General features: G+C 51.7%; 18 protein-coding genes and 1 tRNA gene. All 19 read right to left on the bottom strand.

What is annotated here, in order from left to right; translation table 11 throughout:
• Nucleotides 1–20 precede the first annotated feature (20 nt).
• The 19 genes from HV237_RS21770 to dcuA all read right to left on the bottom strand — a co-directional run bounded on the left by HV237_RS21770 (nucleotide 21) and on the right by dcuA (nucleotide 26,531).
• On the bottom strand, nucleotides 21–1,235 hold the full coding sequence (locus HV237_RS21770) for an ABC transporter permease (RefSeq protein ID WP_082137240.1): 1,215 nt from the start codon (nucleotides 1,233–1,235) through the stop codon (nucleotides 21–23).
• On the bottom strand, nucleotides 1,225–1,950 hold the full coding sequence (locus HV237_RS21765) for an ABC transporter ATP-binding protein (protein ID WP_047358974.1): 726 nt from the start codon (nucleotides 1,948–1,950) through the stop codon (nucleotides 1,225–1,227). The genes HV237_RS21770 and HV237_RS21765 overlap by 11 nt, the downstream gene beginning before the upstream one ends.
• A complete protein-coding gene (locus HV237_RS21760; RefSeq protein ID WP_040232062.1) occupies nucleotides 1,950–3,917 on the bottom strand; it encodes a vWA domain-containing protein in 1,968 nt (655 codons plus the stop codon). The genes HV237_RS21765 and HV237_RS21760 overlap by 1 nt, the downstream gene beginning before the upstream one ends.
• Nucleotides 3,914–4,933 carry a hypothetical protein gene (locus tag HV237_RS21755; RefSeq protein WP_040232063.1) on the bottom strand — a complete coding sequence of 340 codons (1,020 nt, stop codon included), beginning with the start codon at nucleotides 4,931–4,933 and terminating at the stop codon, nucleotides 3,914–3,916. Before HV237_RS21755 ends, HV237_RS21760 begins: the two co-directional genes overlap by 4 nt.
• On the bottom strand, nucleotides 4,927–7,641 hold the full coding sequence (locus tag HV237_RS21750) for a virulence factor SrfC family protein (protein ID WP_047358975.1): 2,715 nt from the start codon (nucleotides 7,639–7,641) through the stop codon (nucleotides 4,927–4,929). Before HV237_RS21750 ends, HV237_RS21755 begins: the two co-directional genes overlap by 7 nt.
• Nucleotides 7,641–10,709, bottom strand: a complete 3,069-nt coding sequence (locus HV237_RS21745; protein ID WP_040232067.1) for a virulence factor SrfB — start codon at nucleotides 10,707–10,709, stop codon at nucleotides 7,641–7,643. Before HV237_RS21745 ends, HV237_RS21750 begins: the two co-directional genes overlap by 1 nt.
• A 17-nt stretch (nucleotides 10,710–10,726) precedes the next feature.
• The gene (locus HV237_RS21740; RefSeq protein WP_047358976.1) at nucleotides 10,727–12,172 is read right to left on the bottom strand and encodes an SrfA family protein; all 1,446 of its coding nucleotides are present in this window, start codon (nucleotides 12,170–12,172) and stop codon (nucleotides 10,727–10,729) included.
• A gap of 49 nt (nucleotides 12,173–12,221) precedes the next feature.
• The gene (locus tag HV237_RS21735) at nucleotides 12,222–13,334 is read right to left on the bottom strand and encodes a tellurite resistance domain protein (RefSeq protein WP_073970863.1); all 1,113 of its coding nucleotides are present in this window, start codon (nucleotides 13,332–13,334) and stop codon (nucleotides 12,222–12,224) included.
• Between the two features lie 81 nt (nucleotides 13,335–13,415).
• Complete coding sequence (locus HV237_RS21730; protein ID WP_023288353.1) at nucleotides 13,416–13,898, bottom strand: hypothetical protein; 483 nt, start codon at nucleotides 13,896–13,898, stop codon at nucleotides 13,416–13,418.
• Nucleotides 13,899–13,977: 79 nt separating this feature from the next.
• On the bottom strand, nucleotides 13,978–14,715 hold the full coding sequence (locus HV237_RS21725; RefSeq protein WP_040232073.1) for a glycine zipper domain-containing protein: 738 nt from the start codon (nucleotides 14,713–14,715) through the stop codon (nucleotides 13,978–13,980).
• 1,294 nt (nucleotides 14,716–16,009) lie between these two features.
• On the bottom strand, nucleotides 16,010–17,494 hold the full coding sequence (locus HV237_RS21720; RefSeq protein WP_040232075.1) for a hypothetical protein: 1,485 nt from the start codon (nucleotides 17,492–17,494) through the stop codon (nucleotides 16,010–16,012).
• The gene (locus tag HV237_RS21715; protein WP_040232076.1) at nucleotides 17,466–18,527 is read right to left on the bottom strand and encodes a nucleoid-associated protein; all 1,062 of its coding nucleotides are present in this window, start codon (nucleotides 18,525–18,527) and stop codon (nucleotides 17,466–17,468) included. The genes HV237_RS21720 and HV237_RS21715 overlap by 29 nt, the downstream gene beginning before the upstream one ends.
• Before the next feature lie 206 nt (nucleotides 18,528–18,733).
• A complete protein-coding gene (locus tag HV237_RS21710) occupies nucleotides 18,734–19,987 on the bottom strand; it encodes an integrase arm-type DNA-binding domain-containing protein (protein WP_040232077.1) in 1,254 nt (417 codons plus the stop codon).
• A 195-nt stretch (nucleotides 19,988–20,182) separates the two neighbouring features.
• Nucleotides 20,183–20,258 (bottom strand) — tRNA-Phe (locus tag HV237_RS21705).
• A 115-nt stretch (nucleotides 20,259–20,373) separates the two neighbouring features.
• Nucleotides 20,374–22,386 carry a DUF1176 domain-containing protein gene (locus tag HV237_RS21700; protein ID WP_047358978.1) on the bottom strand — a complete coding sequence of 671 codons (2,013 nt, stop codon included), beginning with the start codon at nucleotides 22,384–22,386 and terminating at the stop codon, nucleotides 20,374–20,376.
• Between the two features lie 67 nt (nucleotides 22,387–22,453).
• Nucleotides 22,454–23,029, bottom strand: a complete 576-nt coding sequence (locus HV237_RS21695) for a transcriptional regulator (protein ID WP_008785982.1) — start codon at nucleotides 23,027–23,029, stop codon at nucleotides 22,454–22,456.
• 36 nt (nucleotides 23,030–23,065) lie between these two features.
• A complete protein-coding gene (locus tag HV237_RS21690; protein ID WP_047358979.1) occupies nucleotides 23,066–24,775 on the bottom strand; it encodes a protein-disulfide reductase DsbD in 1,710 nt (569 codons plus the stop codon).
• Nucleotides 24,751–25,098: a divalent cation tolerance protein CutA gene (gene cutA / locus HV237_RS21685; protein WP_003025447.1), complete on the bottom strand. Its 348-nt coding sequence runs from the start codon at nucleotides 25,096–25,098 to the stop codon at nucleotides 24,751–24,753. The genes HV237_RS21690 and cutA overlap by 25 nt, the downstream gene beginning before the upstream one ends.
• A 131-nt stretch (nucleotides 25,099–25,229) precedes the next feature.
• Nucleotides 25,230–26,531: an anaerobic C4-dicarboxylate transporter DcuA gene (gene dcuA / locus HV237_RS21680; RefSeq protein WP_016151387.1), complete on the bottom strand. Its 1,302-nt coding sequence runs from the start codon at nucleotides 26,529–26,531 to the stop codon at nucleotides 25,230–25,232.
• Between the last annotated feature and the right edge of the window lie 46 nt (nucleotides 26,532–26,577).

Below are 26,577 nucleotides of genomic sequence, written 5' to 3'. Positions count from 1 at the left end.
GCAAATTAAAAAAATAAGGGTTATGCCTCGCGCAGGCTCTGCGCAGGTTCAATATGGATCGCGCGCCAGGCACCGATACCGGCAACCAGCGTCGCCACAACCAGCGTCAGTAAGAGGGCGATAAGGCCGTGTAAGGGCGTTATCTTGCAAATCATCTGACCGGTGGCCTGGCTTGTGGACAGCGCCCGGTTAAATATCTGGCTGGCTAAAAAATAGATGCCAAAACCGCCTATATAGGCCATCAGGCTGAGCAAAGTGCCCTGACTAATGACGTAAACGCCTACGGCTGGTCGCGTGAAGCCCAGCAGACGAAGTACAGCAATATGCTTACGTTTACGATCGACATTGGCGATAAACGAGCCGATTAACGAGGCGATACAGCCAATGAGCGCGGTGATGGCGATCGTGTTAAAGATGATGCCCAACACACGGTTAATGCTTTTTACATTCTCAATATCCGCCAGCCGACTGGTAGTTTCGATGCGTTGGGCGCGCAAATCGCGTTCAAGGCTGGCGACATGGTCAATATCGCGTGCGTACAACCTTGCGCGGGCGTAGCGCGGCGCGTTACCGTAAAGCTGAGCGCCGCTGGCGACCCCTAACGCTGTTACCGCATAGCCATCGCGAAAATGTTCAAGAGCCATTAATAACGCGGGGCGGGTAAAGATAGCGGGGCGATTAAAATAGGTGGCTGGCAAAATCCCCACCACGGTCACGCGCTTACGTCCCCATTCGCGGCGTTCATCGAGCATACGACTCACGCGTAGCGTGAGCGTATCACCGGTTTTCACCGCCAGCTTGCGTGCCGCTTCCTGAGTAATAACAACTTCATGGTCATGATGGAGCACCTGCGTGCCGAGCAAAGGATCGCCAGCCTCTGTCGGAATGACTTCCGCATTTTCAATAAAATGTGTGCTGTCCGTCTGCAAGTCAGTCAGCGTATTGAGCGAGCGCGTTTGCCCGATGGCGAAGCCGACATCAGGCCGCTGCCGTAGCTGCGTGATCCAGTGCTGATCGTAGCTTCCGCTGCTCAACATGCGGATCTCCAGATTGCGGGGATCGTTGGCCAGATCGTTTTGTAACTGGTTCACAATGCCAAAGCGCAGGCCAAAAAGGAGCAGTAAAGGGGCGATGACCGCAACAAGAGAGGAGACGATGCAAAAAGAGATGATGCGATCGTGCCACAGGTCTTGCATTGCAAGGCGACCGAGCAGTCTTGCACGATTAAAGGACAAAGTAAGTACCTCCCCGTTCGCTCTGTGATGACGCCGTCAGCGATTCTGGCTGCGCAGCTAAACAGGGTAAATTGAAGTGTTTGACCAGAGGCCAGTCATGGCAAACGACCAGCGCCATCATGTCTTCCTGACGGACTAGTTCGATAAACAGGCTAAATAATTTCTGGGCATTGTAGGGATCGAGCGCCGCCGTCGGTTCATCTGCCAGTACCAGCGCCGGGCGATGTAATATCGCGCGCGCAAAAGCGGTGCGCTGCCGTTCGCCAAAGGAGAGCTGGGTAGGATATTTTGCCAGTAGTGGCGACAGTTTTAGCGTGTCGATGACCCTATCCAGCATGGTGCTGTCAGGGCGGGCTCCCAGCAGCTGGCACGGCAAGAGAATATTATCTTTGACGTTCAGGTAGGGAAGGAGGCCACCGTTTTGTAATACAAAGCCAAGTTCGCGTGCCCGAATCGCAGCGAGTGTATTATGTCGCTCGCCCAGAAGCAACGCGGCAATATCCTGCTGCTGTGCCCCTTTGCTGAGCGTGAAACGCCCAATTTTGCTGGGATGCAACACTAAACCAATGGCTTCCAGAAGCGTGCTTTTACCGCAGCCGCTTTCACCCGTTACCGCCACCACCTCGCCTGGCCGCAGCGAAAGCTGCGGCAGGTAAACACGGTGAGCCTGATGATCCTGACCACGAACCACGCACAAGTCTTCAATGTGCAGCATCAGGGCATCATTTCCAGTGGGATGGGATACACGCGATCGCGCGGATCGCTACCTTGCGCCAGCTCGACCCAACGGTCGACATCTGCATTATATTTTTGATAGTGACGCAGCTTGGATGACAGTGTGCGGATAAATTTCTCCTGTGACAGCCCATCCCAGCTTTTCCACGTTTCTTCATCGAGATTCAGCACATCGCTTTTGTAGGGAAGATCGGCCAGATACTCGCCCAGCACGCCAAGATCGCCGATGCTCGCGCTGTCTTGCTGTTTCAACTGGTTAGGATCGGTCCCCATTGTTGCCGCAACGGTGCGCAGTTGTTCAAACATCTTAGTGGGCGAGATCATCCCTTCATTAGCGGCTTTCAGAATCTGGCTGACGGCATCGCTTAAATCGCTCAGCTGTCCCTTGGTTAAGAGCACGCGAACATCTGTTGTGGGGATGTTCTGCTTAATCAGATCGCGATCGCTAATCCAGGCCTGGAACACCAACGGGGCTTGGGTGCTGTTGCGTTTGCCCAAATAGGCTAACTGCATCGCATGCCCGATTAACGCCGTATCCTGGAGCAATTTCTGCTCCGCCGTGAGCTTTTGCCCCTCATCTTTGGCATACAGCGCGCTGCCAATGGCGGCATCCCCCATATAGGCGGCTTTCACCTGTTCCGTAATGGCTGACGCCAGGGCATCAACCTGCTGACCGAACATTTTGATATCGCCTGCATTCACCGCCTGATAAAGGTTAGATTGCGTGCTATCAAAATTGGAGAGATCGCGGTACTGGCCCTCGGCTTTGGTATGGTTTGCTTTGCCGCTGGCGGTTTTCAGGTGCAACGTATAAATAGCAATGCCGCGGTTACCGGCTTCCAGACGGAGCTGGCTGGCATCAAGGCCGGTTCCTGAAAGTTTATTGCTGCCCTCAATCGCGCCAGCATCGGTAATCAGCACCATATAGCGGGCGCCGAATGGACTCCAGTCAATGTCATCAATAGCTGATAACACGCCGGAATAGGCATCCTCGTCGTATAAAGAGCTTGAGACCTTCGCTTCTTTAAGATCGGCGACTTTCTGCAGAAAATCCGCGCCGTCCTTGACCTGGTTAGGGTCGGCGAAAATGCGGGTGTTATATTCAAGTCCCGGTACGGCTTTGGTATTTGAACGATAAGAGACCAAACCAAACTTGACCTGCCCATCCAGATGCTCTTGTTTAATTTTGTCGTAGATCTTATTGACCGCCTCTTTAGTGCGCTCAATATACGGCCCCATTGAAATGGTTGAATCGATAACGAACACCACCGAAGCGTTAAAGCCTTTCAACTGGTTTACGTCGTTATCTTGTTTTGCCGCTGCGTTATCATCCGCCTTGCTGACGGAGGCCACGTTGAGCAGGCGCGTATAGAAGCCATCTTCGGTCATGACCTCTTCGCCGCTCAGGATTGGCAGCAGATAAAATTGCTTTTGCAGATCGACAAAATATTCCGGCTCCTGGGCCTGAATACCTTCAGCGTGGCCGTCACGCTTCAATTTGGCGCGCAGCGGCGCCACCAGAGAGACAGGATCGGGGGCAGAAAGAATGTTATCCAGACTTTCTTTCTCTTTGAAAAAGAGTAACCGATCGCGGTTGGCCGGGTTGGTAAACGCCAGCGTCAGCTGCATTTTCCAGTCTACGGTACAGGATTTCGGCAACCAGCCAAGGGTTTTGCCATAGCTATCCGGCCCGACTTTAAGCCAGCTTTGCCCCTTAGCCTCTTCCTTTTGATAAACATAAAGGCTGCTAAAGGCAGGCTGAAGCTGCCCATTTTCATCCCCGGCGTTGTCGCTAAGCTTACAGCCTGGCGTCGTCAGGATGCGCTGGTATAGCGTTTTCTTCCCTTCCTGAAGCAGCGGTTTATCGCCCTCGGCGGCAAAGAGGTGCCCGCTGAACAACAGGCCGCATAATGGCAGCGCCAGACGGCAAAAAAAAGTCCGGGTCATTTTGCTAGCTCCTCAAGGTGCTGCTTAGCCGTTTGGTTCTCGGGTTCTGATTGTAGTACCGTTTCGTACCAATAGGCCGCGGTATCTTTATCCGCCTCTTTGAAACATTCGCTTGCCTGATGGTATTTCGGATCGTACTCACCGGCGTAAATCAGGGCGATTTTGGTATCGCCGCCCTGCGCGCGATTTGCGTACAGGCGCTGGGCGACGCCGCATTTCTTCGCCTCTTTCGCTGACTGGATAATGGCCAGCAGTTTATCGCTATCGAGTTTTTCCTGAACGCACGTCTGCACGAATTCAAGCTCGCTCAGCGTGTCTAAACTCTGTGCGGAACAGCCAGCCGGGGCTTTAGGCTCGGTGTTCGTCGCTTCAGGGGCGGCGGCGGCGGGGGCTTGCTGAGCTTGTACCGCCGGGACCACCTCCTGACCTTTGTCCCGGCCCATGAACCACCAAAGCGCGCCAGCAATCACCACTAAAAGCAGAATGGCGGCGATGATGAGCGGGAGGCGGGAAGCCGCAGGTTTTTGTTGCGGCTGCGGCTCGGCATGAATGGTCGGCGCAATGGTTTCAGATTCTGCGACGGGCGCTTCTACGATGGCCACTGGTGCGGAGTCGGTTTCTGGGGTTGCCAGCATACTGCTGCTGCTGTAATTACCCGTCGCGCCCCTGGCTTCAGAAGAGAGCAACTCATCACGCACCAATTGGAGGGTGGTATTGCGCACTTCTCCTGAAGCCAGCTTGATCTGAATCTGGACCTGGCTTGCGTTTGCCAGCAAAGGGTCAAGTAGAGTAGGGCCGATACGAAAGCCGCTGCCGTTGGCCAGGGAGTAACCGCCGTTGACAGTAAACCAGTGCTGTGCAGGGCTCCAGCTGCCATCGGGCTGCAGATAGTTCTGCTCGTTATTACAAAGCGTAAAGGTCAGATCGGGCAGCACCGCAGTTTCGCCGCGCAGGCGAACCATCAATTGTGCGGTACCCGGCTCTGCCGGTTGGCAGGCGATGATTTTAGCTAGCATGGCATGTTCTCTTGTTTTAATTGGCTGATAATCTGACCAAGTTGGCGATTATGTTCGACGGAAATATCGCGCGTGGCGCTATGACCAGCGTTATCAAGTACGACGCTCATCAGGGCGGATAGCCAGTCTCCCAGATAAGAGACACCCGGCTGCGGCGCAACGGCGGCGAGCTGCGGCAGCTCGTCGTTCATCAGCGGTTTCTGGCGCAGGAAGACTTTATTTTTATCGCCAACGTAGCTGTTGGGCACCTTTTCAGGCGGTAGAGTGAGATAACCAAACCAGGCGATAAAATCACGCATAGTCAGTTGGGCTCGCAGAACCTGGCGTGCCATAAGATGTTCACGCCGCGTACCCGCTTGCTCCTGACCCGCCAGCGCGCGTTTCAGCGTGCCTTCCAGATCGAGGCGCGTGGCTGCGGTGATCAATTCTTCGCTGAGATGATTAATCAGTTCGCTGTTCATCCCCAACTGATGCCACTGCGGCGCTTGCTGCGGCAGTTCACGCAGATGCGCGACCCAGGCTTTAAACGCCTGATGGGCGAAATCATCGTCCTGGCCGACTCTTTCCTGGGCAGTTGACGCTGGCGCGTCAACCACGGCGATTTCAGCCGGTGCGGCGGCGAATGGATCGCTGCCAAACGGGTTATCACCGAAGGGGTTGTTGCCAAATGGGCTGGCGGTAAACGCGTTTGCCGCCAGGCTGTCGCCATCGCTTGACGGTTCCGGGTTGCGGTCGCGAATGCTTAAATAGATGTTATTAAGCTCCTGCGTCGGCAGATCCAGACGATTAATTAGCTCTCCCATACTGTGGGAGCAGGCGGACAGCCCCTGCCATAGCTCTTTCGCGATGGCCTGTTTTTTCACGAGCTGCCCGTCGCCGTCTTTTTCGTACCAGCGGCCCAGGCGGCGATTGCCGGTCTCCTCGCGACACTGCTCAAGTTGTTGCTGCAAACGTGCCAGCTTGAATTCCAGATGCGCGACGCCGCGCAGCGCTTTGGTTAAGCGTCCCATGCCGCCATCGTTGAGCTCGAGCATCGCGTGCCAGGCTTTGCTCGGCTCGGTGACGTGTTGCAGCACGTTTTTAGCGCTAATGAAGGTGCTGCCCATTTCGTCGAGCTTCTGGCGATAGCGCTCGGTGATGCACGCTTCCTTGTTTCGCTCCTGTTCTGTACCGTCTTTTAGGTCGATGAACGGATTATCCAGCCCCGGTTTTCGCACCAGGAAACAGTTATTAAACGCCTGGCCGGGCGCCCATTGCTGCAGCCAATCATATTGGGCGAAACGCTCCAGCAAGGTCATGTGCAGCATACCTTCCCAGCCTTCTTTTAACTGTTCGGTGGTGAGTTGCAGACTGCTGTTGATGCGCATATCGCACATGGTGATGGCCCAGAACAGCCCAGGGTTACGGCCCTGACGTTCTTCGGCGCTTTTACCCTGCGTTTTTTCTACCCAGCGGTTTAATACCGGACCGACGTCAGCAACATCGCTCTGTTTGGCGGAGCTGGCGCACACGACCAGCGCGTTCATCTCTTGATTATCGGTGTAACGTTCAAACAGATAGGCGACTTTACCGCGCAGCAGAAGCTGGCAAATGGGATTAAGCCCCTCTCTACCGGCCTCTTCCAGTGCGGTAATTTTAAGACGCCCGCGATACCCAGGGAAGTCAAGCAGATCGACCTGCTCCACGACGCTGTCGGCCTCGACTTCCGCTAACGGGAAGATAAGCTCGGTGGTTAACGCTGCCAGTTCCGCCTGGGTTAAGCTGGCGCTGCCGATTTGCTGTTCCTCTTTCCAGTAGCGGATCTCCACGTGGCGATCCTGGCTGGAGCCTAGCCGGTTAAGGCTGTCGACGTTCATAATGCTGCCATTACTGTGATCGATCAGCGTCTCCAGCGGGGCGAACACCGTCCGGGCATGATTGAGTTTGGTCAGCACATTGGCTAATGAACGATAGGTCTCGGTGAGGGCCGGCAGTTCTCCCCACAATAAAGAAAATAGCTCTGCGCGTTCACCAGGACTCAGCGCAGGGGCAATTTTCAACACCTGCGGCCAATAGGCGTGTTCAAGTTTTTCAACCGATTTTCTGAACGAGGCGTTCAGGTAATCCCATAAGGCAACCACATCTTCCTGGCTCACGCCGTTATAGCTTTTTGCTTGTGTGGCGAGTTGTAGGAAGGGGCGCAGTCGCTCTTCAACCCTGGCTTCATCAAGTTGAAAGCTCAGCTGCTCGTGGTTGAAATCATTAAACCAGGCGTTTGCAAGAATTTTGGCCAGATCGATTTCACTGAACAGGCGCAGAGGCACAGGATAGCCCGCAGGCGCAGCGGGGGCCTGGCGGGTGAAGCGGGTGACCAGGCCGGTGGCCTCTTTACCGCCGCCGACGGGATTCACTTCTTTGATAAAGTCGACGCGCCGTTCGCCATAAAGGGCTTCCAGTGAACCATTGCTGCCCGCTGCCAGCGCGGAGATGAGATAGGATTTCCCGGCCTGAGAAATGCCAAAAAAACCGACGGTCATTGGCGTTCTGGCGACCAACGTCAGGCTATTGGCCTGGTTACGCGTGCGGAGCAAGCTAAGGTTGAGTTTATCCGCCTCGTTGTCGAGGCGACGTGAACCGGAACGCACTGCATCAACCCAGCCAAGTGCGTCCTGACAGCCCTGAGCGATAGCTGCCCAACCCTGAGTGAGAGATTTTTGATCGCTATTCATTATTTTTTAACACTCCCGCTATCGAGCCAGTGTCGGCTATCAATGAGCCCCGTATCGGGCATAGTATTGAGTTCCAGATCTACATCACGCTTGCTGAATGACTTATCGGTGTTGCTGGTGATATCCGCAATCATCAGCCGATCGCTGATTAAGCCCAGTTGGCGCGCCCGTTTGCCTTTGTCGATAGCCAGTCTCACTTTCAGGTACGGTGAACCGTTATCCACGGAGAAGGCGGCGGAAAACTTCTTACGGCCTTCTTCGCTAAAACGTAAGGTATAAAGCGGTGCGGCGGCCCAACGTTCGGCATCCAGTTGACGATAACCCAGCCGCAAATCGCCACGCATGATGATACTTTGCGTGGTGTTCTCGCCATTTTCGTCGGTGAATGTCGGCAGTTTTATCTGCCCGTTCTCCGATTCGATATGGCGATAAACGATATCGGCACTGCGAATCAGGTTATCCATATCAATGGTGCCAATATGGCGAATCGTTGAGTAAGGCTTCAGCGCCGAGGTACGGAAATGGAAGTTAGGAATGCTGTGATTTGCGCACAGCTGTGTGAGCATCGCGCCAACGGAGGCGGTGCTCTTCGGATCGTCGATATGGCCATTTTTATGGAACGGATACCAGGTGCCGGTCTGATAACCGTGCAGCGGTAAAATACGCCCCGGCGGCAATGGCAGGTTGCGACGGATAATTGCCTGAATGCCCGGCAGCTGCGAAGGGCGGCCCGTCAGCAGTAGCAGGTCGCAATGATAATAGCTCAGCACTTCGCACAGCGCGGTTAGCACTTTATCAATGTTGAACTTACCCGAGCACAAATCGTTATGCACTCTGGCGAGCGGCAGAGTGAGCATTACCTCAGCCAGTTTGAAATCGGTCGGGCCACCAGCTTTTTGTACTTCGCGGCGAACAAAGCCCTCGACTTCATCACGCAGAGAACCTACCGGCAGTAGATCGCCGACACGTTGGTTAATCACGATATGCGTTTGCTCGTCCAGCGGATCGAATTGCTCGTATTTACCCAGAATGTGCAACGCGAGGGGAACGAAGAGTTGCAGGGTGAGCTGCTGGCGCAGCACGGATTCCGCCGCGCTAATATTTTGCGAGCCGCACAGTTGAGACATCAGCGTCTCAACGGATATGACCCCCGTTTCACGCAGCGCCTGCTCAAAGGCTGGAAGCACATAGGACTGGATGACATCTAGCAGAATATCGTCGCCGGCAATTTTAAAACTGTCGCGAAAACGCTGCTGCGGGATGATATGGACGTTAGCGCCGCCCCCACTATGACCATTGCGATCGAGATGATAATCGGTGATGACCAGATCGGTGGTGCCGCCGCCGATATCGATAGATGCGATGGATATTCTTTCACGTTGCGTGCTGTCGGGTCGGCTAAGGGCGTCGAAAAACGACTCCGGGTGACCGGCAAAGTTTTGGTTTATCTCGGTGTAGAGATAAACCAACTGCGCGCAGGACGCTTCATCCCACTCGACCCTGATTTTTGGCAGCGGAATTTTAATGTTTGTCTGACTATGATCTTCTTGCTCATCCTCATAAGGATCGTTTTCGCCGTTGTGCCAGCGTAGCGCTTTCCAGACTAAACCGACCGCCTGACGCATACGGTCATCCAGTACGCAACGTTCAGCCATCGGCATACCGGGCGGCACGGTCAGAATAATATGGCGTAGCTGACGCGGAATACCTGCGTGTCCCTGACGTATGCGCTGTTCCGGGCTATTAATCTGACTAATCGCCTGGGTTAATACTTCCGCGAGCATAAAGGTCATCAGAGAACTGCGAGAATAGCGTGGCGTAAAGACCGGGATGCGATCCATCTCATCTTCGATGGTGTGTAACGCCTCGCCCCGTTCATCGATCAGATTCGCGAACGGCGCAGCGGTGGCGAGTGGATTACTGTCCTGCACGTAGCTACCGTTAAATCGCCAGCCCTGACCGTAATATTTTTCATCCCAAAGATAACGTTTAGGGCTGGAGAGGCCGGTTGAACCTTCGCTGCCTTTTCGGCGCGCCGCTAAACGACCCGCTTCTCCGCCGATACGAGCGATCGTCGGCCACTGGAAGGCATCGTGGCGGCCGCTACGCACCGAGCAGTGATCTTTGCCGAAGAAGGCCTGTGAAAATTCGACCCGGCTTTCAAAGGGTTCGGTATAAACATGTTCCGGCGCGCTAAGATCGCGCAATTTGAGCACATAGTTGTGCTGCATACCTGAACCTGATTGCCCATGATCTTCAATGAGAATACCGCAGGTGCGTGAGTTACCGACATCGAGGATCAAATCAACGGGAATAGGCTTGATAGCGTTAGTTTCCCGATTGGCGATGACCCTGAAATGCGGCAATTCAATGATGGGGGCGGTCTGACTTTGCAAACCTTCGACGGGAATCGCCATCAGTGAAAGAAGGTTAAGGTAGTGCGCCAGCGGATACTGCTGGTTAAGCTCCTGCTCGCGTTCGTCGATATCCCGGCCTTTGCTCGCCTCTTTAAATACCTCTTTCAGCCAGTCGACAATCCACTCTTGCGTGAGATACCAGTTAAGGGCATAGGTGGCTGTCGCCACCGCAAAGGTTGCCCCGGCATTGACATCTTCCTGGTTCGGGCTGAGGTCGGCGGCGGCCTGCTGTTTGGCCATTACGCGAGTATCGATAGCCAACGTCATTCGATGGCTATGCCCATCCATATCAGGCTTGTCCAGCTTGACGATACGAAAACGCGCCCAGTTTAGCGGCCCTTCCTGATAGACGTCAGGCGGGCTAAAACGGAGTAGGGGAAGCGGCAACCATGTCCCGTCAAACAGCTTAAGACTCTGCTCAACGGGAATATCGTACTGGCTTTTAGCCTTCTCGATATTTGCCGGGCTGGGCTGATAAAAATAGTAATCACGCTGTTCGTTGTAGATTAAACGGGTCAATACGCCATTGGCTAATTTAACAAATTCACCGGCGGGCAAACGTCCTGGAGACAAACCAAAATCCATAAACTGGATCCCGGAGTCGCCTACCAGGGTTACTTGACGATCAAAAGATACAATCTCGGGCAACATAGTTATCTCGTCCCTGTTCAGGAATTAGGTTGAAGCATACGAATCGGGAAGGTTTTTTCCCCATCGTTGCTGCCAATACAATCGGCATGACCCGCGGAAGGTGATTTGCACTCGATGGTCGGCACAATAAAGTTTGAGCCATCGCTGCAGGTCATTTGCTCAGGGTTGGTAATGTTGAGCGCCCCCTGCTGCACGTTACCGTTGGCTGGGCCACGGCACGTTACGCCGCTGGACTGGCGGACGCTGACGGTGCCGTTGCCCTGGTCAAAATTATATTGCAGCTGGAGCGGGCGTCCGGTGTGCTTGTCCTGAATACCGCCATTCACGCGCCATTCGCCGTTAAGAAACTTCGCCGGGCCGTCCGGCAGCGTGGCCGGGAGGGTTAACGGTTCGCCCTGCGGCGCAACGAGCGGCGGGGCGGTTACCGGAGTCACGCCCGGAGGCGTCTGCTCGTCGTGGGTATCCTGTACGCCGGGCGGCAGTGGCGGTTCTACGCTGGCTTCATTTGCGTTAGCCGGCGGCGGCGCATCGCCGTCTACCGCTCTGTCAGATGTGTCGGCAGGCATCGCGGGCACCGTTGAATCCAGCGCAGGATGCGCGTCCGCGGTTGACCCTTCCACAATGCCGGGTACGGCGCGAGCGCCAACGGCGGTTTCTGACCCCCTGATCGCCACGTCATGGGTGCTGGCGGCCGGGTGCGTAGCCACAGGTTCAGCGGTGACCGTGGTTTTATCCGCAGAAAGACCAGGGAGGCCCGGCAGGGAAAGAGAAGGAGCGCAGCCGCGGAGCAGCCCTAACAGCAGCGCTAGCAGCAGTAACGCCAAAAGTAGCCATAGCAACCAACGCCAGCGCCAGCGGCGCGTTCGAATATCAACAAAGGGCGCGGGAGCGGGTTCGACGGTTTTTTCCGTGGCGCTGGCCTGCGGCGGAACGGCCGCGAGGGCGGCGGCGGGAACGGACGATGAACTCAGCCAATGCATCGGGTGACGTTGTTCCCCTTCCGGGTGGACAAACCCCCAAAAGGTGATCACCAGCGTTCCATTAACGAGATAGACAAACTCATAATCGGGGAAATGGGTCACAGATTTAAGCAACTGGGCAAAGACCCGACGATCGCCGCCGGTTCCGCTTTGCTCCGCGTTGAGCAGCTGTTCGCTTAGTGACTGCACTGCCATTTGAAACGCATTAAATTGCTGGCGCGCCGATTCTCGCTCCGCTTCGCTTGCGCCGCTCCACGGGATAACATCGCCGGGAAAACTGCTGTACCAGTCGGTTCTGTCACCGCCCTGATCGTTTTGCGGGATAGCTAGATGACGGGCCAGATCGCGCCCTGCATCAAGACGATAGATGGCTTCGCGTAGCTGGAAGGCCATCTTGAAAACAGGATAGCCCGTTTCACCCAGCGCCTTGAATGAAGAGTTATTTCCGGTACGAAGTAGTGGTCCCTGAATCGAATTTCGCATTATCTAACCCTTAAAGGCTGTAATTTGACTAAAGCCACAGTGGTACAGGCTAATTTTTGGTCGCGCCGGGCGTCCATTTGAAACCCCAGCCATAGTGCTTATCCATCGACTCGCGGTCGGGGAAGAAACGGTCAAGGCGTTCAACCTGAATATTGCCATCGACATTTTTGAGCCTGGCGATGGCGGCGACATTATTACGCTGGTCGCTATCCGTGAGCATGGATGTAATCGGCTGCTGTTCGGGGACATAGAGGGTGACGGAGGCGTTTGTCCCTTGCCAGTTATCGGTGCCAGCGTAAATGAAGCTATAAATCAACACCTCATCAATGTCCTGCCAGTGGCTGCCGTTGACGAAAAGCCATTCGCCATCCACGTCATTGCCTTCACGCAGATCTTCCTGCAGCAGCAGATACGGTGGCTGGTCATAGTTGCCGGGCAAATGACTCAGCGCCTCAGCGCCGCTGATTTCACCGTTTTTTAAGCGCACAAAGGCGGCAATATCGAGATCGACAGGCTCTTTGTGGTCCCCCTGCTTCCACTGCAGATTGATTTTTATCCGGCCAAAATCCTGACGTTTCTCAAGCTTCACGCTGGGATTGGTGTCAGTTAATTCGGTATGGGTTGGTGTAACAACGGGGAGCTTCACGGCCGGGCGATGTGTAAACCACCACCAGACACCGACGAGCAGGAGCAGCAGTAGCAATAATGCCAGCCAAGGAAGAAAACCGCGCCACCAGGGGATAACCACTACTGTATGGAGGGGGGCCGCTGTGCTGGCTGTGGCCCAATTGACCAACACCGGTTCGCCGCCGACGCTATAGCCGTCGAGGTGGTGTGATTGGGTGAGCAGCGTTTGCAACGCATGTGCTGACTTATCTTCGCCGCGCGCGGCCAGCTGGCTGATTAACCCCGCCAGAATGTCCTGATATTGCTGACGTTTATTCTCAACAGTCAGCCGTTCGGCGTCATTCAGTGCGGAAAAAGGTTTAGCCAGCCCCTGACGTGCTGTCCACCACTCCAGGCGTCCTTCAGCATTGCGACGCGCGGTGGCATACAGCAGCGCCAGTGAAGGAGGAAGATGACGATGTATGATACCGACCGTCTCTTCATAGGTTGTCAGCGTTGCTTCATCAATCGGCGCGGCAGTTGTTAATCGTTGCATAAGCAAATCATTATTGTTGTGGGTGATATGCATGAGATGTGTATCATCGCATCTCAGACAGCCGGAACGTTTTCTGCGCTTTTAGCGGAGCGTATTTGCTTCTTCGAGAACTTTAATTTTGTGCTTGGCTTCGGCGACCTTTTTCTCAATCGCTGAAATTTCGCTGGCGCTCGTTGCCGTTTGTGACTGGCGCTGCAGCTCCTGCAATTTGGCAATTTCCTGCTGGCGTTCGCGGCTTTGAATCTTGCTTGATTTCAGTTTTGCGAGAGTCTGCGACAGATCCGAACGCACGGCATTTAGCCTTGCTTGTTCATCTGCCAGCTTTTGATTTAAGGTCTGCTGTCTGTTTTGGGTATAATCCTGCTGTTGCCTGGCCGATTCATTTTGATATTGGCTCAGACGAACCTGCTGTTCTTTTTGATCAACCTGCTGACGATAACCACCCGACGTGGCGCAGCTCAGTTTGGTAATAAAGCTTGGATCTTGTGCGTGTAAATCACAGTCCTGGGGGGACGTAGTACAACCCGTAAGGACAAGGGCGGCAAGAAGTGCGTATTTTCTCATCAAATAATCCATCATTAGCGTCGAATAACGCTGCTTTAAGCAGTCTTAAACCGGCCGATAATGCTATCGGCCGAAAGGGTTAACCAAGGGAGATCGCCTGGCGCTGTTCATACAGCTCGTTGGTTTCTTGTTCCAGAGCAGCAATCTTGCTATTGAGATTGGCATATTCTTTGTTCAAATTTGCCAGCTTGCTTTTCTCTGCACTTGTGGTGGTCGTTTGACCTTGTAAAGCGACCTTATAGGCAGATTCTTTATCCTTCATGCCTTTCATGGTCTCTTTCATCTTGCTGATGTTGGCATCAATTTGCGCCAGCTGGGTTTTCGCACCGACTTTATCAAATCCAGCTTTATCTTTTTGGATGCTGATTTTGGTTAAGGTGGCCTGGTTTTCGCTAATAACTTGTTTCATCGCCAGCGTCGATTTTTCAACCGCTGCGGTATCTTTGCTGATGTCATTATCCATAGCCTGCAGACGATCGGCTGTAGAGGCATAATCTTTTTTCAGGCCATCAAGATAGTAGTTAGCGGTCATACCTGCAGCACAGCCAGCTGCGCCACCAATTGCAGCGCCGGCAAGCGCTTTCTTCGAGTCACCTGCTAACGCCCCTACTAACGCGCCGAGAGCTGCGCCGGATACGGCGCCTACGCCACAACCTTGTGCACCAGAAGCGCTAAAGAACTGTGATTGTTCTGTGGTGGTAAGGCGAGGATCCGGCTTTGTCCCAGACAGGAGAGAGCTTCCTGTATTGGCACAGCCTCCAAGTAACAATGCTGCGGAAATCACGATGCATGTGGTAGTTCGGTTAAATGTATTCACAATCTTTTTCCTTAAAAATAATTAAGTAACGACAAGCAAGCTGTATCAACTAAAAATTTAGAATTAGTAATGATTTTGTCCGACATTACTGATTATTGTATTAGTTATAAGATGTCAAAAGAGCTATTCAAAGAGTATTTAAATAATAAGCAATAAATTAATTGCAATGCGTTATTATGTGTTCGTAGGTATCCCGCACTGACAGCTTATGCAATTTTGTGTTTTCGTATCACTTTATGTTGGCCTTGCTGCTGAAACACATCTTTTTTAAAAATAATCGACATTTTCGAATTCGTAGGCCTTACCATGAAACATGGGAGGATATTTCCACATAAAACATACATTCCGTGAATGTATCTCAACGTCTGACATTTTTCCAGTGTGTACAATTAGGATGTTGATTCAACTGATTAATCTGTATTAAACACACTAAAGATCATGCCAGAAATGCCGATAAATCACAAGTATGCTGCCGTCTTTGCTTGTGATGTAGGTAGGGTTACAGTTCTTGTTTTCGCCGATGTAATCTGTATTTGATACCTTAATGTAGTTGTTTATTAGTTGCAGTGTTTTGTGTATGCGTGGAAGGATGAGTGTACGTAAAGTGGCAGGCGGGAATGTTAATGGAAACCTTGAAATATACTTTTGGGAGATAGGGGGGGGGTTAATTTAATATGCATGAAATTTTCATTTACTATCACCTTCTTGATTATATGTCCGTGATCTGATGCAAGTATCTATGAATCTAAAAAAGGGTGTAGTGAATTTTTTCTAACGGAATATACAATGTGGTTTTGTTCATCCATCAATGTTTGTTAAAATCATTTTATGAATCGATTCCGCGCACGATTAAATTGGAAGACTTTTTAGTACAGGGCTAGGATGTCAACGACGGGTGAAAAGTGATCCACTTACATCTCCACCTACATTCTAATATTGATCCACCGTTTTACTCAGGATTAGCTTCAGCGATAACTGTAGTGGTTTACAGAATTTTACCACCTGAACAAAGGTGATACGCTCATCTCAGAACAATACAGGCATCCCAATGAAAAAAAAGAAATTTCAGTGCTGAATTTAAATACGAATCCGCACAAATGGTCCTTGAGTAGAACTACACCATTGCAACTGCGGACAGTGCTATGGGGGTGGTTCTTTCTACCATGACGCGATGGGGAAAGCAGTTGCGAGATGACCGACAGGGCAAAATGAATTTCTGTTTAGTTACCTGAAAGCAGATAACCATGAGAGTTGCTCATTACCAGAGCCTGCTATGATCTCTGATTGTTTCATTTCAGCCTTGAAGGACACACTGGAAATCGTTCGGGCCTCGCAGGGCCGTGGATGTCAGAAACTGCAGCGCACTCATAACCCAAGTGTATCCAGAATGCATGATCATACTTAGCGACCAGAATTCACTTGCTGCTGCCGTGAGTAATAGCGTAACCAGTACGAGCATAATGGCCGACGTTATTCGCTCAACCCGGCGATATGACCACATTGCGGTATTAATGGGAAGACCCGCAAGCTCCTGATAATCTTGTTCATCCAGAAAACCATATAACTTACTTCTCCAGGTTATTCTGTTTTGTTCCAGCAGTGAAAGGGCATTCCGGTTGATATAGACCGACATCCCGTATGAGATGGCGATATACAGGGCCAGTGCACAAAATGCCAGAGCATACACTTTTTGCGGACCACTTGCCTTTAGGGCCTCCAGACTGTAGCGAAGGATCAGAGTGCTGATAACCAGGGCCATATCTTTCCACAACGTGGAAGACAGGTCACGCGACTGCTGCAGAATTTTTTGTGTGTCCTCTGTCAGACTTTTTCGCAAATCGCCCAGCGATTTCAGGGTGTCTTTTCCCCCTGTCCGGATATGGGCCTTGTAGAGAAGTCGGGCTGACTCCAGTGCCGGGGAGAGTCGATACACAATGCCTTCACAAAACGTAACGCCCTCAGGCCATTCTCTGGCCAGTTCACTGGACAAAAAGGTATGTTTAAGCTCGGTTTCGTTTCCTTCCAGAAAAATCCATTTTGCTGTTTCCTGAATGACGTCAAAGGCGGGCAGAGCCGCATGTTCTTCCCCGAAAGGGATTTTCCGCGGCGGTTTTCCTGACAGTCCGACCTTTTTTATTTCGGCAGCAAAAAGCTCATTGACGAAACATTTCAACAACTCCCGACAAGCGAGTGACTCCCAGAGTCTCATTGATTCGTCGATCACTGTATCGCCGGATATCAGGATCCAAGGTGCAATGGTATCTGGGGGAAGAAAGTCAGTTGAAAAACAACGGATAATGCTTTTTGTGACGGAGGCCGTCTGAGTTGGGACGTCGCTTTCACTCTCATCCGGGAGCATTTTTTTCCACGGCGCGACCTTCCATTGTTGTGTTTCAAATGCTTCGTTGATAAACAGGGCGTAGATGCGGTGATACTGACAGAGCCTGGGATCCTGGAGTAAAAACGAACGCCAACCTTCCAAGGTGAAGAGGCGCAAAATTCCGGGGAGTTCATCGCTGATGATGGTGATAAAGTGCTTCTGACCGGGGATACCTTGTGCGGGGTGGATATCATCTCGACTATCATCAACAAAGGTGATCCTGAGATTTTCGGCATCGGTATCCATTACTTCCCCCCATAACTGAAGGGTGTCATTATCCATGGTTCCAGAAATGAACAATTTCCGGGTGGTGGTTTGCTGATCTTCAGTGATCACCAGATCAGATGTGCGGCGTGAGCAGTCAATTGCCTTACCGATTTTTTCCAGTATCGATGTCATCTGTCACCAGCCCTGCAGTCACTATCACTATACGTTTTCGCCCGTCTTCCATCGTTTGGATATCCGGTGCATTATCCTCATCGTAGATAACAATAACATCTTCCAGAGTTACCAGTTTTCTTTTCCGTGGCTTAGGAATGTTCTCAGGGGTGATCCGGAAAGATTCACCTGAAATTCCCAGGTCTTTTATTTTACGGGTAAAGGATTTGACCAGCGGATGATCTTCTTCCATTGGTCCAAAAATCTGGTTAAGCAGGGAAAGGGGTTCATCGGTGTTAAAATCCTGCGCCCCGTGATGTAACGTTTCATAAATCTTGTTAACACCGCTGCGTCTGATGTCGTCCGGTAACAGGTCTCGATGCTTTTTGAAGACATCCTTGAGTGCGGCAACCAGTTTGTCGCTGAGATCGGTTGTACTGTTGACGCGCTGTACCTGTAAAAAACGCTCAAAATAAACGGAGATATTGGTTCGTTTGCTGCGATCCCGAACGACAACCCGCCCACCCTGAGCATCTGCCGTCAGGCGGACCAGAGCAATTTTCTGCATGGCTTCAGCTTTCTTGACGAAGCTTTCGCGGAAACGTTCGAGTCTGGGAACCTGAAACTCGTCTCCCTCCGCATCCAGCACGTAACGTACCACGTCCTCGTTATCATATTTAATGAGGGCAAACAGTTTTTCATCATTGAGGGTGTGAAGCTCAAAAAGAAAAAATACCCCCATGCTGGCATTTTTTGTGTGGTGATGAGACTGAAAATCGTTTGCCAGAAAGGTGGACTGTTCGGTGAAGCAACTAGCGTCGGTATCGGCATTGTTCCTTATGAGCCGCAGAATACGCTCGGTATTGGACAATTCCGTAAACCGGAACATGTTACCGCTTAATGCAGACTTAATCCGTTCCAGAAAAAAATCGACGTGTTCAGGTGGTGATATTTCGCTGAGCAGCACTGGGATCTCCAGTTCCCCACCAACGACATGAAAAATCATTCGTTTTATTGTCAGTGCATTAATTTCTTCATCCGTTAAAAAACTCATAGTGACACCCCGTTATTTCGTGTCTTATTTTATCGTTAATTGCTGTGACATGCTTTAAAGCGGGTAGTATAGGTAATCACCTGTACCTACGTAAAATAGTTCATCACAAGGACAGGCGGCAGCTTGCCATCAACCCCTCTGTGAATAAATGTATACAGGGAAAGAATAAGTAAACATTCTCCCGGCATTTCTGCCGGGAGAATAGATTATAATTGTTGTCTGGCGTAATCGAAAGGTGAGACCGGATTTTCACTATTCGCATCGAGAAAATCTGCCCACCATTGCAGCATCAATTTGCGTTCATCTAAGAACTCAGCTTTATGAATGTAGGCCGCACGTACGCCATTACGTTCCTGATGGCTCATCTGGCGCTCCACAGCATCTCTCGACCATAATCCTGACTCAATCAACGAACTACAGGCCATTGCCCGGAAGCCGTGACCACAGACATCGACCTTTGTATCGTAGCCCATAAGACGTAGTGCGTTATTCACTGTATTTTCACTCATGGGTTTCCATGGATTGTGATCGCCAGTGAAAATCAGTTCATATTCCCCGCTGATGGCTTGGATTTGTTTGAGAATATCCAGTGCCTGAGTTGATAGCGGGACCAGATGCTCTGTACGCATTTTAGAGCCTCGATGCGAGTACTTGACCCCTTCAATAGGTTTCCGCTCGGGAGGAATGGTCCACATGGCTTTCTTGAAGTCGATCTCAGACCACCTAGCAAAGCGTAGTTCACTGGAACGTATGAAGATAAGCAGGGTAAGTTTGGTTGCCAGCCGGGTGAGAGGTTGTCCTCTGTAGTTGTCCAGTCGTTCAAGCAGCTCTGAAATGCGATTTAAGGCGAGGGCAGGGCGATGCTGGCGCTTCACCGTCGTTAAAGCACCAGCCATATCCACGGCAGGGTTATAGCTGATAATGCCGGACTGGGCAGCATAGCGCATGATGGCAGTGATACGCTGCTGAAGGCGGGCTGCAATCTCATATATCTCTTTGGATTCGGCTGTTTTAACGGGGACAAGTAAATCGGGAGTTCTGAGGGTGGTAATATCACGTGAGCCGATAAGAGGAAATACGTGACTCTCAAGACTTTTGAGCACCTTCTCGCTGTGAGCTTCGGACCATTTTTTGTTGCTCTTGTGCCACTGACGTGCAACAAGCTCGAACGTATTGCTGGCCTCCTGTACTGCTTTCTTTACTCGTTTCTGTTCGCACGGATCAATTCCCTCCGTTATCTGTTTCCTTGCCGCATCGCGCTTTTCCCTTGCTTCTGATAATGAGACTTCAGGATAGACGCCCAGAGCGAGCGTTTTCTCTTTGCCCAGAAACCGATAGCGGAGTCGCCAGTAACGCGAGCCGTTAGGGTGAACGAGCAAAAACATGTTGCCGCTGTCAGCAAGTTTATAAGGTTTTTCATCCGGTTTAGCTGCCCGGATTTTAGCGTCAGTGAGCGCCATTGGTGGGGTCTCCTGATAGTAAAAGGGGTATAAATTTTATCGAATCAGACTATACCCTCAGTTGTACCCTCGCAAGGGACTTGAAGCGGGTTGAATTTGATTGAGTTGGGTGGAGTTAACGTATTGTGGATGTGTTGATTTTCGCGGGTTCAGAATGCAAAAACGGACCTCCGTGGAGGTCCGTTGATATGAATTTGGTGCCCGGACTCGGAATCGAACCAAGGACACGGGGATTTTCAATCCCCTGCTCTACCGACTGAGCTATCCGGGCAACGGGGCGCATTAAACCGTAATCCGGACACCCCGTCAACCAAATTTCTCGCTTTTTCTGTCGGTTGCTTAACTATGCAGCGATTTCGCTGTTTTCTCGAGGGTTTTGCTCAAAATTACAGCCCACCGTTATCGCCTTCGCGGGGAACCCATTCACTTTTAATGGATGTTACATGGCGTGTGCCGGTAACTGAATACTCTCCGACAATATCCTGATCTTTTGGCGAAACGAGAGTGATGAACTCTCCTCTACCAAAATAACTCTCGACAGAACCGATAAGGCACTCCCCATTTACCCAGACAGGAATGGCTGCGACAGGTTCAGACGTATAGTTCCCTGCAATCCCTGAACTGTAATTGTCCGCGTCTTCCTGCAACGTACCGGCAGGGATTGGGCAGATAGGGGAAACGCCGTCGCTTGCCTGTTGGTTTTGTAAAAGAATGCTTTGCATTTTGTTCAGTTCGGTAATGAGCTTTGTTTTGTCTTTGGTATTCAATTTCGGGAGTAGGGGTTGTCCTTCTTCCCGTGGTTCGATTGAATTCATATCGTATTCATAGCGATAGTGGACGGCTACGACGGGAGCCTTCTCGTCTGGGCTAAATGGACGCAACAGATAAAGCTTCTCTTCATTATATAAGCCGTTGTACCAGAGAGCGTAAACCTTACCGTTGATGCGCACCCATTGGCTCCACTGGTTGGCGCCGCGCCCATTCTCCGAAAATAGCGCCCCGGGTACGCCAAAGTTATCGTCATCCTGTTTGCCATTAACGACGACGAAGGCATTATCACCGCGTTTGAGTACGCCGGTGTAGCTGAATAATCCTGTGCCACCAACGTAGCTGTTGATGATGAGATCGCGTTTACCGTCGTCATCCAGATCAATGAGCGTAAAGTTCACGCCTCCATTTTCCGAATCGACACTAAACGTTGTGCGGGAAAATGCCTGCCACTCATCATCGCTAATCTCAGGGGAGGGTTTCGCGGTTGGTTCTGTTGAGTCTTCAGCGTAAGAGATCCTGAAATCAGTGATTTGACCGATTAATGGAAACTGACTGGCGATTTTGCTCAGTTCTAAGCCCGGATCGCTTTTTTGCATGCTCTCTACGGCGCTACGTAGCGTTTTTAGGGCCGTGTTATCCGTGTCTACATCAGACTGAGAACGTACGATGCTAACGAACGTAGGGAGCGTCCAGACACCGCCAACAGAAAGGTTTCCTTGTCCGCCGCTGCGGTATTCGTCGCGCAAGGTGAAGTTGTTACCCTCCCAGACCCAGAGCTGAATGGGATCGCTGAAACGGGCTATCTCACCGTTCTCATATTCACTGGCATCACTCGTGATTAGTTTAGGCGAAGTAGTTAGTTCAGTATTGGTTAGCCAGAGGATGGTACGTGAGCTATCAAAGCATTCGGTTTGAATGAGTACATGTTGTTTATCCACCGGAATGCGGTAATAAATGCGTTCCTGACCCTCTTCCAGTTCGCGGCAATTCATCTCGGGAGTGACCCTAATTTGGGGTTCTATTTTTTGTCGCTGCGCGGTCGTTAATGGTTCCACGTCCGGCGTGCGGATGACGGGTTGGGTGATGATAAGTGGGGCAGGCTCAGCGTTAAGCACATCATTACTGGTTTTATCTCCTGGATGCAGCACAGCGCTTTGGGTATTGATGCGTTTCTGGAATTCATCCATTTTCAGCAGCACAGCGCTCGAACCTGCATTAGAAAGCAGTAATCGTTCGCCATCTGCTGCAAACTCAATGGTATTGTCCTGACGTAAGGCGTCCAGAAACACCTTTCGCTGTTGGTAGTTGAGTTTAAAATATCCCTCTGCGGAAAACGTTAGCGCGCCTTCCTTTTGACCATCAATAAAAAGCGTGGCGTCTTTCAGGGAGGGTTGATTCGCCGTACGCTGTGCAAAAGCAACCTCGACATACACGCTGGTGTCGGGGCCAGCCGCACGTGTGAGCAGTACGCTTACCGCATGGTCACTATAACCTGCTGCCCGACAGGTACCCGTATTATCACACGCAACTTCCCAGTCTTTATGTGCAAACGAAAAACCGTTTAATGGATTGGCATACAGGGGGGCAGAGATAAAACCTGCGAGGAGAATGCAGTGCGCGAGACGCATATAATTCCTTTTAATATGTCGGTATTGCCGAAATTATATGCGGTTCACAAAAGTTACGAAATCCGAATTAAGTCAGCGCACCGCCCATACGGCACTGAGCAAAGCGCAGGATATCTTCAGCCAGGCGGTGTGCCGTTTCGACATCAGCATGGCTACGATTCACCAGCATGCGGCTCAGACAGCCCTCCAGCACCAGTTCCATCTGTTTGGCAACCATTGCAGGGTCGTCAACTTCCAGCGTCGTCAGCAGCTCATGGGTGAAGTCATGTGCCGCCTTTTTTTGCTGATCGGCTAACTGATGGATCGGATGCCCGGGATCGGGGTAAAACGTACAGGCGGCGATAAACAGGCAGCCTGGATAGCGATTATTGCTCACGCATTCGGACAGCGCGGTGTAGCGTGCCAGTAATTTCTGTTCAGCGCTCAGGGTGTCATCCAGCAAAAGTTGACGCCGCCAGATATCCACCCGCTGGCTGAGGTAACGTAACGCATCGTACAGAATGGCCTCTTTGTCGGGCCAAAAGCGTTGTAGTTCATCAAGAGGATAATCGATACGTTCGGCCACCATTTCCAGTGTGGTATTGGCTATCCCTTGAACCTCAAGTAATTTCAGGGCTTCTCCCAGGACATCTTCACGTTGCACGGTATTCTCCTCCGTATTTCTTGTTGCAAGTGTCGCTCACGGTTGGCGATCGCGCAAATGTGCGCTGAAGGTCGCGGCATCCATAAAGCCGGTTACCCGAGCCTCCGGATGCTCTTTCCCCTCGGCGTCAAAGAACAAAATAGTCGGCAAACCTAAAACCTGTAGATGTTTCAGCAGAGCGACATCCTGGGCATTATTTGCAGTCACATCCGCCTGCAAAAGCACCGTGTCGCCTAGCGCTTGCTGAACCTGCTGATTGCTAAACGTATACTTCTCAAACTCCTTACAGGCCACGCACCAGTCAGCATACAGATCCAACATCACGGGCTTGCCTTTAGCTTGTGCCAGCGCCTGATTTAGCGCATCCACCGAAGCCACAGGCGTGAAGTTAAGGTGTGTCTGGGTTTGAGCATGCGGCACGCCGAACGCCCAGTCCTGCAATGGCCGTACGCTTACCAGCGCTGCAGCTAACAGGATAATTTGCACGATGCGCATCCAGGCGTGCTTTGCCTGCAGGCTGGTGATAAATGCCCAGCTAAAGAATGCGACGCCCAACAGCGACCACAGGCGAACGCCCCAGTCGTCGCCAATGATGCGTTCGAGTAAGAAGACGGGGAGCGCCAGAATGACAAAGCCAAAAGCGGTTTTGACATGTTCCATCCATGGGCCGCTTTTAGGTAACAGACGATTACCGAATACGGTAATTAGCATCAGAGGTAATCCCATCCCCAGCGCGTACAGATACAGCGTGCCGCCTCCCAGCCACATGTTCCCGCTCTGAGCGATATACAGCAAAATCGCGCTTAGCGGGGCCGTTGTACAAGGAGAACAGATGAGGCCGGCAATCGCCCCCATCGCAAAGACGCTACCGGGGGAACCGCCTTGCTGACGGTTACTCATCAATGTAAGGCGTGTTTGCAGCGATGAAGGGAGTTGCAGCGTGAACAAGCCAAACATCGAAAGGGCCAGCAGCGTAAAGACCACGGCAAGGCCAATCAGGACGTAAGGATGCTGTAGCGCAGCCTGGAACTGCAATCCGGCGGCCGCAACAACCAGACCCAGCGCGGTATAAGTGAGCGCCATTCCCTGGACGTAGATAAACGTCAGCAGCAGCGCGCGTCCGGTTGATAAGCGTTGTTTTCCGCCCAGCACGATACCGGAAATCAGCGGATACATCGGCAATACGCAAGGTGTAAACGCGATGCCAATTCCGATTAGCAATGCCCACAGCGCAGAGAAGGGAAGCTGGGTTGCGGGTTGTGGTCTCTCTTGCAAAGTATCGGTGGCAGGAACTGGCGCAGGTGTCGCCCTGGTATCGGCAGACACTTCACTTAATGGCACCGTTTTAGTTTCAGGCGGATAGCAAAAACCGGCGTCGGCACAGCCCTGGTATGTGACCGTTAATGTTGCGCCAGATTTAGCCTGATTGACCGTGACCGGGATAGTCAATTGTTTACGGTAAATCTCACTTTTGCCATAAAACTCATCTTCATGCCAGACGCCTGGCGGTAGTTTTACCTCGGCGATATCGGCCTGAGATGGCGTAATGCTTATCTGTTTGCGATACAGATAGTAGCCATCTTTAACCTGCCATGAGAGGTTCAGATCGTGTTGGTTTTGCTGAAAATCAAAAACAAACGCCCGATCGGCAGGAACAAACTGCGAGCGGCCAGGCGCGTCAAATAATCCGGCAAAGGTAGATGTGCTGCACAGCAGCAGGATCAGCGTAAGGATGCGTTGAGCCATGAGCGGTAATCAAAGTCTCCGTGAGTGACGGGTAAAACCAGAAGTTCAGGCGTTTGGTATGGATGATGTGACTTCAGGCAATCGAGAAGGGCTTGCTGGTGTGTGACGGTGGTTTTTAAAATCATCTGGACTTCATATTCCTGCTCCAGCTTACCTTCCCAATAATAGAGGGAGGTCGCGCCAGGCAGCAGCGTCACGCAGGCAGCCAGCTTTTCCGCCAGCACTTTGGCGGCCAGATCCTGGGCGGTTGCTTCATCCGGGGCGGTACAGAGCACCACAACGGTATCGGGGATGGAAATATCCTGACTCTTTACATCAAGCATAAACACCTCGAAAGAACAGAGTAACCAGCTAAAGAGTGGTCACTATACAACGGACGAGGGAAGGATGTTAGTTAAAGCGGGATGATGAGGAGGAGGAACTGCAGGGCGCGAAGGCACCCTGCAGTAAAGTTTTACAGCATGAAGCTGCCCAGCAAGAAGCCGAAGCAGACAGCCAAAAGCACGCCCAGAGTACCCGGGATGAAGAACGGATGGTTAAAGACGAATTTACCGATGCGGGTTGTACCGGTGTCATCCATCTGCACCGCCGCAACCAGAGTTGGGTAGGTTGGCAGAATGAACAGGCCAGAAACAGCTGCGAAAGACGCAACAGCAGTCAGTGGGGAAACGTTCAGAGCCAGAGCCATCGGCATCAGTGCTTTAGCGGTTGCAGCCTGAGAGTACAGCAGCGCAGAAGCAAAGAAGAAAATGACAGCCAGCAACCACGGATGACCCTGAATTACGCTACCTGCAGTATCTTTGATCCAGTCAATGTTGTGAGATACGAAGGTATCACCCAGCCATGCAACACCCAGGATACAAATACAGGCGCTCATACCCGCTTTAAAGGTGCTGGAGTTCAGGATGGAGTCAGTTTCAACGCGGCAGACGATCGTAGTCAGCGTCGCGACGCTCAGCATGATGATCAGGATTGCGTTGGTGGTGTTCATCAGCGGTTTAGCGACCAGGCCGAGGCTTGGGCTGTTGATGATGGCGTATACAACTACGCAAATCACGCCCAGCAGGAACAACCAAACGGAGGTTTTCGCGCCAGCTTTGATTTCAACTTGTCTTTCACCACGCAGTTCAACCAAACCTTCTTCCAGACGCTTACGATAAATCGGGTCGTCAGACAGTTTGGAGTTGAACAGCATCGTTACCAGGAAGGACATCACCAGAACGGCCAGCAGAGTGGACGGAATGACCACGGACAGCAGGTGAATGTAGCTGATGCCATGACCTTCCATTACGGAAGACATGTAAACCACAGCTGCGGAGATTGGCGACGCCGTAATCGCAATCTGTGCAGAAACCACTGCGGTAGAGAGCGGACGGCAAGGTTTGATACCTTGTTCCTTCGCGACTTCAGCGATAACCGGCAGAGTTGCCAGAGAGATGTTGCCGGTACCGGCAAAGATAGTCAGGAAATAGGTCACGATTGGTGCAAGAATCGTGATGTATTTCGGGTTTTTACGCAGCAGTTTTTCAGTTTGATGAACCAGATAGTCCAGACCACCGGCAATCTGCATGGCAGAGATGGCAGCGATAACCGCCATGATAATGGAAATAACATCGAACGGAATATTACCTGGTTTTACGCCAATAGCGGCAAGAACCAGAACACCCAGCCCACCTGCAAATCCAATACCGATACCCCCAAGTCTGGCACCTAAAAAGATTGCCAGCAAAACGATGATAAGTTCTAAAACTATCATATTAGCCTTCCTTGTTGTTTAACAAGTTGATATTAAATTGTTGTTT

It is taken from the genome of Citrobacter sp. RHBSTW-00570, from assembly GCF_013739755.1.
In the GTDB taxonomy this organism is placed as follows: Bacteria; Pseudomonadota; Gammaproteobacteria; order Enterobacterales; family Enterobacteriaceae; genus Citrobacter; species Citrobacter braakii.
The sequence above is the reverse complement of the archived record's forward strand: the minus strand, read 5'-3'. Positions and strand labels throughout refer to the sequence as shown.

Bases quoted from the DNA above. Each gene is read 5' to 3' on its own strand.
- HV237_RS21755 (WP_040232063.1), bottom strand. From the start codon at position 4,933: ATGCTAGCTAAAATCATCGCCTGCCAACCGGCAGAGCCGGGTACCGCA.
- HV237_RS21710 (WP_040232077.1), bottom strand. From the start codon at position 19,987: ATGGCGCTCACTGACGCTAAAATCCGGGCAGCTAAACCGGATGAAAAA.
- HV237_RS21720 (WP_040232075.1), bottom strand. From the start codon at position 17,494: ATGACATCGATACTGGAAAAAATCGGTAAGGCAATTGACTGCTCACGC.
- HV237_RS21690 (WP_047358979.1), bottom strand. From the start codon at position 24,775: ATGGCTCAACGCATCCTTACGCTGATCCTGCTGCTGTGCAGCACATCT.
- cutA (WP_003025447.1), bottom strand. From the start codon at position 25,098: ATGCTTGATGTAAAGAGTCAGGATATTTCCATCCCCGATACCGTTGTG.
- HV237_RS21760 (WP_040232062.1), bottom strand. From the start codon at position 3,917: ATGACCCGGACTTTTTTTTGCCGTCTGGCGCTGCCATTATGCGGCCTG.
- HV237_RS21730 (WP_023288353.1), bottom strand. From the start codon at position 13,898: ATGAGAAAATACGCACTTCTTGCCGCCCTTGTCCTTACGGGTTGTACT.
- HV237_RS21700 (WP_047358978.1), bottom strand. From the start codon at position 22,386: ATGCGTCTCGCGCACTGCATTCTCCTCGCAGGTTTTATCTCTGCCCCC.
- HV237_RS21740 (WP_047358976.1), bottom strand. From the start codon at position 12,172: ATGCGAAATTCGATTCAGGGACCACTACTTCGTACCGGAAATAACTCT.
- dcuA (WP_016151387.1), bottom strand. From the start codon at position 26,531: ATGATAGTTTTAGAACTTATCATCGTTTTGCTGGCAATCTTTTTAGGT.
- HV237_RS21765 (WP_047358974.1), bottom strand. From the start codon at position 1,950: ATGCTGCACATTGAAGACTTGTGCGTGGTTCGTGGTCAGGATCATCAG.
- HV237_RS21750 (WP_047358975.1), bottom strand. From the start codon at position 7,641: ATGAATAGCGATCAAAAATCTCTCACTCAGGGTTGGGCAGCTATCGCT.
- HV237_RS21745 (WP_040232067.1), bottom strand. From the start codon at position 10,709: ATGTTGCCCGAGATTGTATCTTTTGATCGTCAAGTAACCCTGGTAGGC.
- HV237_RS21735 (WP_073970863.1), bottom strand. From the start codon at position 13,334: ATGCAACGATTAACAACTGCCGCGCCGATTGATGAAGCAACGCTGACA.
- HV237_RS21715 (WP_040232076.1), bottom strand. From the start codon at position 18,527: ATGAGTTTTTTAACGGATGAAGAAATTAATGCACTGACAATAAAACGA.